The organism is Chitinophaga sp. CCNWYY40, from assembly GCF_037483205.1.
Taxonomy (GTDB): domain Bacteria; phylum Bacteroidota; class Bacteroidia; order Chitinophagales; family Chitinophagaceae; genus Chitinophaga; species Chitinophaga ginsengisegetis.
This window is the reverse complement of the sequence record NZ_JBBHLF010000001.1, coordinates 437,472-448,165: the sequence shown is the minus strand read 5'-3', so window position 1 is coordinate 448,165 and position 10,694 is coordinate 437,472. Positions and strand designations below refer to the sequence as shown.

The 10,694-nt window shown below is 47.5% G+C and carries 11 protein-coding genes; 6 read left to right on the top strand and 5 right to left on the bottom strand.

The genetic code is table 11. The features are described from left to right. Positions 1-48: 48 nt before the first annotated feature. The 5 genes from V7S65_RS01805 to V7S65_RS01785 all read right to left on the bottom strand — a co-directional run bounded on the left by V7S65_RS01805 (position 49) and on the right by V7S65_RS01785 (position 3,890). Entirely contained in the window at positions 49-1,236 is a 1,188-nt protein-coding gene (locus V7S65_RS01805) for a FecR family protein (RefSeq protein WP_336386414.1), read from the bottom strand. A 79-nt stretch (positions 1,237-1,315) separates the two neighbouring features. Beyond that, a complete protein-coding gene (locus V7S65_RS01800) occupies positions 1,316-1,951 on the bottom strand; it encodes an RNA polymerase sigma factor (protein ID WP_336386415.1) in 636 nt (211 codons plus the stop codon). A gap of 95 nt (positions 1,952-2,046) precedes the next feature. Next, complete coding sequence (locus V7S65_RS01795) at positions 2,047-2,808, bottom strand: tRNA(His) guanylyltransferase Thg1 family protein (protein WP_336386416.1); 762 nt, start codon at positions 2,806-2,808, stop codon at positions 2,047-2,049. After that, positions 2,798-3,244 carry an AAA family ATPase gene (locus tag V7S65_RS01790; RefSeq protein WP_111580058.1) on the bottom strand — a complete coding sequence of 149 codons (447 nt, stop codon included), beginning with the start codon at positions 3,242-3,244 and terminating at the stop codon, positions 2,798-2,800. The genes V7S65_RS01795 and V7S65_RS01790 overlap by 11 nt, the downstream gene beginning before the upstream one ends. A gap of 16 nt (positions 3,245-3,260) precedes the next feature. Beyond that, a complete protein-coding gene (locus tag V7S65_RS01785) occupies positions 3,261-3,890 on the bottom strand; it encodes a helix-turn-helix transcriptional regulator (RefSeq protein WP_336386417.1) in 630 nt (209 codons plus the stop codon). A 273-nt stretch (positions 3,891-4,163) separates the two neighbouring features. On the opposite strand from V7S65_RS01785, the gene V7S65_RS01780 reads away from it, so the two are divergent. The 6 genes from V7S65_RS01780 (at position 4,164) to V7S65_RS01755 (ending at position 10,689) form a co-directional block, all read left to right on the top strand. Further along, positions 4,164-4,730 (top strand): NADPH-dependent FMN reductase, encoded by a 567-nt coding sequence (locus V7S65_RS01780; RefSeq protein WP_079468510.1) that lies wholly within the window; start codon positions 4,164-4,166, stop codon positions 4,728-4,730. 231 nt (positions 4,731-4,961) lie between these two features. Then, positions 4,962-6,704, top strand: a complete 1,743-nt coding sequence (locus V7S65_RS01775; RefSeq protein ID WP_336386418.1) for an ABC transporter ATP-binding protein — start codon at positions 4,962-4,964, stop codon at positions 6,702-6,704. After that, a complete protein-coding gene (locus V7S65_RS01770) occupies positions 6,688-8,451 on the top strand; it encodes an ABC transporter ATP-binding protein (protein ID WP_336386419.1) in 1,764 nt (587 codons plus the stop codon). Before V7S65_RS01775 ends, V7S65_RS01770 begins: the two co-directional genes overlap by 17 nt. A 45-nt stretch (positions 8,452-8,496) precedes the next feature. Continuing rightward, entirely contained in the window at positions 8,497-8,709 is a 213-nt protein-coding gene (locus V7S65_RS01765; RefSeq protein WP_079468513.1) for a hypothetical protein, read from the top strand. A gap of 115 nt (positions 8,710-8,824) precedes the next feature. Further along, positions 8,825-9,409 (top strand): TetR/AcrR family transcriptional regulator, encoded by a 585-nt coding sequence (locus V7S65_RS01760; protein WP_111580054.1) that lies wholly within the window; start codon positions 8,825-8,827, stop codon positions 9,407-9,409. 71 nt (positions 9,410-9,480) lie between these two features. Beyond that, on the top strand, positions 9,481-10,689 hold the full coding sequence (locus V7S65_RS01755; RefSeq protein WP_336386420.1) for an MFS transporter: 1,209 nt from the start codon (positions 9,481-9,483) through the stop codon (positions 10,687-10,689). Positions 10,690-10,694: the final 5 nt, after the last annotated feature.

The following is a 10,694-nucleotide window of genomic DNA, read 5'->3' as shown; positions in this document are numbered from 1 at the left end:
TTGGTCGTGCATAAATGTTCAGTTGACAATAGCTAAAAAATAAACCCATTATGGTTCCACGATGATGCTGCGTCCCTGCAGGCGGAAATGGATACCGGTACTTTTCAGTCCTTCCAGCACATCCGACAGTGGCAGATTACGTTGAATTTCTCCCTGGAACCGGCGGGCAGGAATGTTACCTGCATAAACAATTGTTACATCATACCATCTGGCCAGCTGACGCATCACGGTGGGGATGTCTGCGTCGCGGAAATTAAATTCCTCCTTCTTCCAGGCCAGTATTGCCGCAGTATCTGCGTGCGCTACAATATCGATATTCCCGGGACTTTTTACCAATGCCTGCTGACCGGGTAATAGTACCCTGGAGCTGTTGCCTGCATTGACTTTCACGGCTCCTTGTATAAGGGTCGTTTTGATGCCTGGTTCATCTGTATAGGCGTTGATATTAAAACTGGTGCCTAATACTTCTATATTGGTTTGGTGGCTGACCTTTACCTGGAAAGGCATTTTTGCCATTGCCGCCACTTCAAAATAAACTTCTCCTTTTATCTCCACTTCCCGTTTCCCTTGCCCGAATGCGGTGGGGAAGGTAATAGCGGAAGCTGCATTCAGCCATACCCTGGTTCCATCCGGCAGGGTGAGCCGGAACTGCCCGCCTCTCGGCGTAGCCAGCGTGTTCAGGGTGGTTTGTGCAGTATAATCCTGCGTGTTGTATTGCAGCTGGCCGTTATTCAAATGAATAAGGGCGCCCTGCTGCATGATCACGCGGTTACCGTTGCTATCCAGCGGTATGACCGAACCATCTGCCAGCCTTAAAGTGGCTTTACTGGTTCCGGGCAGTATAGGCGTGGTGGAAAGGGCCGCTACCGGGGCAGGCGGGGCGGAAGGGCGAAGAAAATATATGCCTGCCCCCAATAACAGCAAAACAGCCGCAGCAGCACTCCACCAGCGGTACACCGGGCGTACCGGCACGTTATCTTTTGCCGGGAAATGCTTTGCACTGAAAGTATTCCAACCGGCGGCAACATCAAATTTTTCATATTGCAACAGCTTATCACGGAGGATATCCGGATCTGTCATCTGTTCAAAAAAAAGACGGTTGTCTGCGGAGGCATCACGCCAGGCCCGCAGCTCTTCCTCTTCTGCTGCTGTTAATATGTCCTGCTGATAACGGCTTACCAGGTAAGCAATTCGCTGCAATAACGGATTTGTTTCACTGTTTTGATCTGCTTCCAACTCACCTCTTTTACTATAGAAACAATAAAAAACTGCTTTCGATTAAATAAATCAAAAAAAAATTTACCGGCTAACGGGATCAGTAATAATGATGATAATATTTGAGAAGGGTAATATAGATACCCAGTAATGGCAGGATGTTCTTTTTAATGAGACTGCTCCTGATAAGTTTAAGCGCCCGTAGTTTCTGCGCCCTGACGGTATTGTAGGAGATCTGCAGGGAGGTGGCTATCTCTTCATTTTTTCTTCCTTCGAGATAGCTCATTTTAAAGATCCGCCGGCATTGGGTGGGCAGATGCTCTATTTCCAGGTACAGCTGCTGAATAATTTCTGTTTCCGTAAGCACCGGATCGAAGCCGGCTATTTCTGTAGTTACCTGTTCTTCCTGTAAATAAGAGAATTCTTTTTCTTTGATATGGAGCCGTTCCCTGCTTTTCAAAAAATTGAGGCAGGCATTTTTGGTTGCAATAAAAAGAAAGGCTTTTATGTTGGTGGCGGATTTAAAATCGCCCCGTTTATCCCAGAGCTTTGAAAAGGTTTCCTGCACGAGGTCTTCCGCCTCCTGTTCGTCAGCGACAATGGTAAAGGCAAAATAACATAATGCTTTGTAATGCTGGTTAAATATGAATTGGAAAGCGGATTGTTCTCCACCAGCGAACTTTTGCAGTAAAATATGCTCCTTGTTTGAATACTCCTCTATCATCCCTGGAAACACCCTCCTGACAATATAAACGATGATTTATCGGTATAAAAATACCGATAAAAGCTGATTTATTTATAGATGAGGGGAAAATACATGGCTAAACATGGTTAAATGCCCCCTATAATACTTTTGATGAACTGGCTATAGTCGTCTTTCATTGGTAATTCCATATTTCTTTGCAGTTGTTTCCTTCTTACAGTTACAGTTGTTTGCTGTTTTATATCAAATCCTTCTTTCTCTATTTCTAACCAGTAAATACCGGTACCTCTCTTCTGCCAGCGTGGTAAATCATTGAAGTTTATACCAAATGAAAAAAGCAGTTCGTTTTTTTCAGCTGTACTTAGTTTTTCAATGCGTTTGGTCGCCTCCAGTTTAGTTAATCCTTCCTGTCGTAAACGCCAGTAACAATGAGCATTCAGGGCATTTCTATGTGCGTCTTCATTCCGCCAGCGGAAATAATCAACCACCAATCCCTCATTCGGCAGTTCGCAGATACGACAATCAAATGCTGCAACATCGCCTAGTAAGGTTGAAAATTTGGCACTGGCTTCGCCTGCGAGAATAGAAATATACTTCCGGTATTTCCGTGAAAAAGCGCTTTCATTAAAGTCGAAAAGCAGCGAAATTTCATCACTTTGGGTATAGCCGTAGATTACTTTAAATCCGCAACTCATCAAATGTTCCGTAGTGGCGATCATATAATCCCTGAAACGTTCATCGAAAGGGGCTTCAAATGGATGTGTCTCTTTGGTTAACCGTGTAAAACCACGACCGTCAATTCTGGCTATCATATACATTTCAGGCAATATCTGCCTGTCTTGGGCTGTCTCAAATGCCCGCATTTTTAAATCAAGATCATCAAACTTCATTATTCCAGGCTTTAATTATAAATTTCCCTTCTTGTATCCCGACAAAATATAGTTCATCAAATCCTTCTTCTACAGATGGTAATTCCAATCTTTTATAGGTCCCCCTGATCCCGGCTTCGGGGATATTGGCTTTACCTGAACGGCCACTGTTGCGTTGGACAGCCGCCGCTAATACCGATTGAAAGTAGTAACCAGTCACCTTATACTTATATTGTTTAGCAAGATGGATATATTTTTCCCTTTCAGCTTTTGAAGGATTGGTATTGTCAACCACAAAAGGCTGTTGTATAGAGAAACAAGTTTCTAAAAAAAGACGCTCCTTATTACGGGTATGCAGTTGATCCATAGAAATCCGCATGTGTGTCTCAAAAAACTTCTCTTTATAAAAAGATGTTTTTCCCGTGGCCTGAATGCCACAAAAAATAACTGCTTCCATAGATCTAAAATAATTATCATTTCCCTGTGATCCTGTATACGCATCTCCGTTGTCCATCCAGTATATGTTCCACCCGTTCCACTTTCGCTTGCTTTCCCAGTATAGTGGAAAACATCTCCTGCTCCGACCGGCAGAAGCGGCTGCAGCAGCTGGCCGCCGCCTGTATGGGACAATGATTTTCTATAAGAAGATAACCCTTTCCTTCGTTGATATACTCCGCCATGTATCCTTCACGGTTACGGATATCCGCTAATGTGCTCACACGGTTTTCCAGTCCGGTGATGCCTTTCAGCTCTTCCTCGTATTTTTCGAGGGTGCTTTGAGCCGTGGCTTCCAGCACTTCGTTCATCGTATCTGTAGGGAGTGTTTTATTCATGTTGCACAGCAGACGCAATGCCAGGTCCTGGTGCCGGTCGGGGAAACGCGCGTTGCCCGCTTCCGTGAGCGCCCAGATTTGTTTAGGTCTGCCCCTGCCTTTGGCTTCGGTAGTAGCCTGCACCAATCCTTCATTTGCCAGTTTGAGCAACTGAAACCGCGCACCTTCCATCGTTACTTTCAGCTCCTCTGCCAACTTACACAAGGGTTGCGGCCCCTGTGTTTTCAGTATCCATACAGCCCGCTCGTTATCGGCAAAGTTATTATTCATAATAAACAAAGTGTTTATTTGGTTTATTCAGCAAAGGTACTATCTTTGTTCCATAAAGAAAACGATTTGCCGGGATATGCAACACGGGCACGCTTATCCGGCGGATCTCATACGCATGCCACGCGCAGGCATACGTATTTTCAAACTGCGCTCCTATATACCGTCGGCAGGGCCCTCCGGCTGGTAGCAACCAAACAATGCGAATAACCGGTTCCTGCTGAAACATCACTTTCAGTACAGGGAGCTGCATGTCTTCACAAAAAATAAAAAACAATGAGAATAGCCATATTAATCGGAAGTATCCGGCAGGGCAGGCAATCACACAAAATTGCCCATTACCTGCAAAAACAATTACAGGGCAAAGGACTGGAGACTGATCTCATAGACCTGGCAGAAAACCCGCTCCCCATGCTGGAAGAACGGGTGGGTATGCACCCGCAACTGCCACAGGCGGTAAAAGAACTGAGCCAGCGCCTGCATGCTGCAGATGCCATGATATTTGTTACGCCTGAATACCACGGCAGCTTCTCCGGCGTACTGAAAAATGCCCTGGATTATTTTTACAGCGAATTTTCCAGGAAAGCCATCGGTATTGTTACGGTGAGTGCAGGAAAACTGGGCGGCGTCAACGCAGCTACACAGCTGCAGCAGGTAATCCTCAGCGTTGGCGCTTATGCACTGCCGGTAAAACTCCTGGTACCGGAAGTATACGGCGCATTCAGTGATACGCAGGAACTTACCAGCGAGCACACGGCCAAATCAGCCACCAGGTTTATAGACGAATTTTATTGGCTTGCCAGCGCCATCTACGAAAAAAAGAAGGCGGCTGTTAGCATTTAAGTCAGTGGCCAGCGCATCTCCCAACGGGCAGGGACCTGCGCTGGTTCTTCTTTTCACCGGCCTTTCCTCCGGCGCTTCCTCTCCTTCCACTCCCGGTATCGCATCGAAATCCATTCCCTGAACCGCTAAAAAATCAATATCTTGTTGTGATATTATACAATATTTGCAGAGCGGATCCGTCTTCATGTGGAAACCTTTAAAAGCCGCGTCCTGCTAAACATCCAGTTAAAAATGAAACAAGAAGAGGGTAGTAAAAAGAAAGAAGCCGGCATATTCAGTCTCCTGCAACCATATACGGGTATGGTTAGCCTGCTGATCCTGTTTACATTGCTGAGCAATGGCCTCAACCTGTGGTTGCCCAAAATTATCGGAAACGGTATCGACAGCTATGAGCATGGCACCTTCCAGCTGAATACGCTGGTGATAAAATTCACAGTGGCGGTGATCATCATCCTGGTGTTTACCTATCTGCAGAACATCATACAAACATATGTGTCTGAAAAAGTGGCGCGCAACCTGCGCACCAAAATATCGGATAAAATATCCGGTCAGAGCTATGCCTGGGTGGAACAGGCCAATCCTTCCCGGTTACTCACCAACCTGATTGCCGACGTGGATTCCATCAAACTGTTTGTTTCGCAAGCCATCGTTTCGCTGGTATCTTCCCTGTTTATTATTATAGGCGCCAGCATCCTGTTGCTTACCATTAACTGGAAACTCGCACTGGCAGTGATTGCTACGTTACCCGTAATCGGGATCACCTTTTTCCTGGTATTGCGTAAAGTAAGATCACTGTTCATCAAAAGCCGGGAAGTAATGGACTGGCTGAATAAAGTAATTAACGAAAGTATACTGGGTGCGGCGCTGATCCGGGTAATCAATTCGCAGCAACTGGAGTATCAGAAATTTCTGGATGCCAATGGTAAAGCGATGGATTTCGGGTTATCCATTGTGAAACTTTTCGCGGGACTGATCCCTGTTATTACATTTACCGCCGGCATTGCCAACCTCATCATCCTGGCGCTGGGCGGTCATTTCGTGATCACCGACAGTATGAGCCTGGGCGATTTTGCAGCCTTCAGCAGTTACCTGGCGTTACTGATCTTCCCCATACTGGTGATCGGTTTTATGAGCAATATTATTGCGCAGGCCACTGCTTCCTATCAACGAATCAGCGCCGTGATCAATATGCCCGACATTATGCCCGCTGGTTCGCTTACTACTCCTGTTAAGGGAGATATTGAGTTTCAGCATGTAAACGTAAACTACGGTCAGAAACCAGTGCTGAAAGATATTTCCTTCTCCATAAAAGCAGGATCAAAAGTAGCTATTATCGGACCCACTGCAGCCGGTAAAACGCAGTTGCTCTACCTGCTCACCGGCTTAATCAAACCCACTTCCGGCGTAGTGCTGATAGACGGGCGCCCGGTAGCGGATTATAACAGTGAATCCTTTCACAGCCAGGTGGGCTTTGTGTTCCAGGACAGCATCATTTTTAATATGAGTGTCCGCGAAAATATTGCGTTCAACGAAACCGTTACCGAAGCGGCGATGGAAAAAGCGTTGCACACCGCGGAGCTGAAGGAATTTACCGACGCGCTTCCCGAAAAACTGGATACCATCGTTTCTGAAAGAGGGGCCAGTCTCTCCGGCGGACAAAAACAACGGATCATGCTGGCGCGTGCGCTGGCCATTAACCCGAAGATCCTGCTGTTGGATGATTTCACAGCCCGTGTAGATACGAATACGGAAAAGAAAATCCTGGCAAACGTACAGGTAGAATACCCCGGGATCACACTCCTGTCTGTAACGCAGAAAATTGCTTCGGTGGCGCATTACGATCAGATCATCCTGCTCATGCAGGGCGAGATTATTGCTTCCGGCGGACACGAAGAACTCCTGCATACCTGTCCCGAGTACGTTCAGATCTTTAATTCCCAACAAAGCACCAGCAACTATGAATTACAATCTTAATAAGTTTACGGAGAAGGAGCAGAAGATATCCAACTACTCCGCATTCAGGAATTTGCTGAAGCTGATTTCCCACGAAAGAAGAAACCTGGCGGTGGCTTTAACAGCCATCCTGCTGAATTCTATACTTAACCTGCTCGGCCCCTTTTTAATAGGTTATACCATCGATCATTATGTACAGCATAAGCAATACCACGGCGTACTGATCTTTTCCGGGATCCTGCTGGGCATTTATCTCACAGCGTTGTTCACCAGTTACTTCCAGACAAAGCTGATGGGTGGTGTTGGTCAGCGTACGTTATTTACCCTCCGGAATGCTATTTTTAGTAAGATACAGCAGCTGCCGGTGGCCTTCTTTAATCAGAATAAAGCAGGAGACCTTATTTCCCGCGTAAATAATGACACGGATAAACTCAACCAGTTTTTTTCACAATCGCTGATGCAGTTTGTCGGTAATATTTCCACCATGATCGGCGCCGGTGTTTTCCTGCTGATCATCAATTACAAGATCGGGATTGCCACACTGGCGCCCGCTTTGGCGATACTCATCTTTACAAGGATATTATCTCCCTGGGTAAAAAGAAAAAATGCTGCCAACCTGAAAACGGTAGGTAACATGAGTGCGGAAATACAGGAAAGCCTGAGCAACTTCAAAGTAATTGTGGCCTTCAACCGCCGCGATTATTTCCGGCAGCGCTTCCAGGATGCCAATGAAAAAAACTACGAAAGCGCCATTGGTACGGGGCTTGCCAACAACGTGTTCCTGCCTTTTTATGCCATGTGCGCCAGTATCGCACAGTTGCTGGTACTAACCGGTGGCATCTACCTGATCACACAAGGCGAATTTAGTATAGGCTTACTCGTTAGTTATCTCGCGTATGCTACTTATTTCTATAATCCACTAAGACAACTGGCTACGTTGTGGGCCAACTTCCAGGTGGCAATGGCAGGCTGGGACCGGATCTCTGAAATACTCGGACTGGAAACGGATCTCATTACACTGAACGCCACCACGGCTTACGGTCCTTCCCCGGCATTGCTGGAATTCCGGAATGTGCATTTTGGATATCCGGAAGGAAGGGAAATACTGCATAACATCAGCCTGTCGCTGGAAAAAGGAAAAACCTATGCACTGGTGGGCCCTACCGGTGGCGGTAAAACCACCACGGCTTCGCTGATGGCACGTTTGTATGATCCTACGCAGGGCATTGTATTACTGAATGGAAGGGATATCCGCAGTTATGATGCGGATGAACGTTCCCGGAAGATAGGTTTCATTTTGCAGGAACCTTTCCTGTTTACCGGAACCGTGAAAGAAAACATCCTGTACGGCAACCCGGCGTATAAAGATTTTTCCAACGAACAGCTGACAGCAGTGATCAAAGAAGCTAACCTGGAAAAGTTGCTGGCTATTTTTGAAAACGGGCTGGAAACAAAAGTACTTTCCGGCGGTGACGGCGTAAGTCTCGGGCAAAAACAGCTGATTGCTTTTATGCGGGCAGTACTGCGTAAACCTGACCTGCTGATTCTCGATGAGGCTACTGCCAATATTGATACCGTTACCGAGCAATTGCTGGGGGAAATCCTGGAAAAACTGCCGGAAAATACCACCCGGGTGATCATTGCGCACCGGTTGAATACGATTGAAAATGCCGATGAGATATTTTTTGTGAATTCGGGAGAAGTCACACGGGCAGGGTCTTTACAGAATGCGATGGAGAAATTACTGCATGGGGTGAGAATGAGCTGATCCGTGATTTTACCCAAAATCCGGAATTTTTGTTATATTCACTACATGTCAAAATTCAAAGATGTAGTGGTAACACTATCAAAAAAACACCCCCAAACCGCTGAACCGGTGCAGGCCGGACACACGTTTGTGATAGGCGTATTAGGCAAAAAAACTGCCTTTTACGAAATTTCAACGGAGCAGTTAAACAATCTTCATAATGATGATCTGCAAAGAGAATTGTTTCAACTGCTTCATCCGCAAACCCCGCATCACTAGTCAGCATATTTTCCACACAAAAGATTAACCTGCGTATACCGCAGGTTTTTTTGTGCCGGAAAAATTTTGTACTATTTGGTAAAGAATATATCTTTGGGTGGTAAAAGAGCGCGCTATGTCAGGCAGACCGAAAATATTTGACGACGGGGAAGTACTCAGCAAAGCGGCTGAAGTCTTCTGGCGGCAGGGATATGAGGCTACTTCCACGGAAGACCTTCTCGCTGCCATGGGCATAGGTAAGGGCAGCTTTTACCTGGCTTTTAAAGGTGGTAAAAAGGAGCTGTATGAAAAGGCGCTGGGGCAACACAGCGATCAGGCGATTGCACAGTTCAGAAGAGAACTGGATGCTGCAGAAGACCCGGTGGAATACATCCGGGAATTTTTCCGCAGGATAGCGCACAGCACCAAAACCAGGCACCAGAAAGGCTGCATCTTTGGCAACGCAGTAGCAGAGCTTTCCAATGTCGAAAACCCTATGATGAAAAGAGCGGCCACTCACCTGCAGGGGTTGGAAGGGTTATTCCTGGATGCATTGCTACGTGGAAAACAAAAAGGTACGCTGCATTCCAAACTGGAACCGGCACTGCTGGCGCGCCTGCTGCTCAATAACTGGAACGGACTTGGTATTACCCGGCGCATTTACCCGGATAATGAAGCCCTCTCCGAACTGATAGAAACGCAATTAAAAATTCTCGGTTAATCAAGGGACCTCGTAGTTCCTTTTTTTATCATCTATTTTGTACCATATAGTACAAAACATTTACTTCACTCATGGAAAAATTCACCAGGTCCACTGCACTGCTTTTTGCAATTGCGTGCGGCCTTGCAGTAGCCAATGTTTATTATGCGCAGCCGTTGCTGAACACAATGGGAAGCGATCTTCATATTCCGTCCCGCTCATTGGGGATCATTGTTACCATTACGCAAACAGGGTACGCATTCGGCCTCCTGTTATTGCTGCCGCTGGGCGATTTGTTCAACCGCCGCAAGCTGATTGTAACGCAGCTGTTACTGGCGGTAGCGGCACTGCTCACAGTAGCATGGTCGCCGGCCAAACTGCCTTTCCTGGCCGGCATTGCGGCGGTTGGATTACTGGCGGTAGTTACGCAAACACTGGTGGCCTATGCCGCTACACTGGCCGCCCCGGCAGAACGGGGACGCATTGTGGGCCTGGTAACCAGCGGCGTAGTGCTGGGCATCCTGCTGGCACGCACCATATCCGGCACCCTGGCAGATATAGCCGGGTGGCGGGCGGTATATTTTTTCTCTGCTGCATTGATGCTGCTCACCGCCGGTATCCTCTACCGGGTGTTGCCCGTTCATGATCCGCAGAAAACCATTACCACTTACCCGCAATTGTTGTTGTCTGTATTCCGGTTATTCCTGCAGGAACCTGTGCTAAGGGTGCGCGCGATCATTGCCTTCTTCATTTTCGCGGCCTTCAGCGTGTTGTGGTCGTCGCTGGTGCTGCCGCTTAGCGCGCCGCCGTATTCCTTTCCGGCATCTGTGATTGGCATGTTTGGTTTAATCGGGGTGGCAGGAGCCTTAGGCGCCGCCCGTGCCGGGAAGCTGGCAGACCGCGGCCACGGCCAGCGCACCACCGGTATCGCGCTGTTGTTACTACTCATTTCATGGCTGCCGCTGGGCTTTGCCACGCATTCACTAATGGCGCTTATTGCCGGTATCATCCTGCTGGACCTGGCCATCCAGGCGGTGCATGTTACCAACCAGAGCATGCTGTATACCATCAGACCCGAATCACGCAACCGCATGGTGGCCGGGTACATGCTTTTTTATTCCATCGGCAGCGGATTAGGGAGCATTGCCGCCACCACGGTATATGCCCTCGCCGGATGGACCGCCGTATGCATACTCGGCGCCGTCATCAGCGCCGCAGGACTGCTTTTCTGGGCATGCACCCTTCCCCGGAAGGTACACGCTCAAAAAAGCAATATCTTTACGGTACAGCACCAAAACTAATCCTC

What these genes read in the sequence shown, in the direction of transcription:
- V7S65_RS01775 (WP_336386418.1), top strand. Translation starts at nt 4,962, where the DNA reads ATGAAACAAGAAGAGGGTAGTAAAAAGAAAGAAGCCGGCATATTCAGT.
- V7S65_RS01785 (WP_336386417.1), bottom strand. Translation starts at nt 3,890, where the DNA reads ATGAATAATAACTTTGCCGATAACGAGCGGGCTGTATGGATACTGAAA.
- V7S65_RS01790 (WP_111580058.1), bottom strand. Translation starts at nt 3,244, where the DNA reads ATGGAAGCAGTTATTTTTTGTGGCATTCAGGCCACGGGAAAAACATCT.
- V7S65_RS01795 (WP_336386416.1), bottom strand. Translation starts at nt 2,808, where the DNA reads ATGAAGTTTGATGATCTTGATTTAAAAATGCGGGCATTTGAGACAGCC.
- V7S65_RS01765 (WP_079468513.1), top strand. Translation starts at nt 8,497, where the DNA reads ATGTCAAAATTCAAAGATGTAGTGGTAACACTATCAAAAAAACACCCC.
- V7S65_RS01760 (WP_111580054.1), top strand. Translation starts at nt 8,825, where the DNA reads ATGTCAGGCAGACCGAAAATATTTGACGACGGGGAAGTACTCAGCAAA.
- V7S65_RS01755 (WP_336386420.1), top strand. Translation starts at nt 9,481, where the DNA reads ATGGAAAAATTCACCAGGTCCACTGCACTGCTTTTTGCAATTGCGTGC.
- V7S65_RS01770 (WP_336386419.1), top strand. Translation starts at nt 6,688, where the DNA reads ATGAATTACAATCTTAATAAGTTTACGGAGAAGGAGCAGAAGATATCC.
- V7S65_RS01780 (WP_079468510.1), top strand. Translation starts at nt 4,164, where the DNA reads ATGAGAATAGCCATATTAATCGGAAGTATCCGGCAGGGCAGGCAATCA.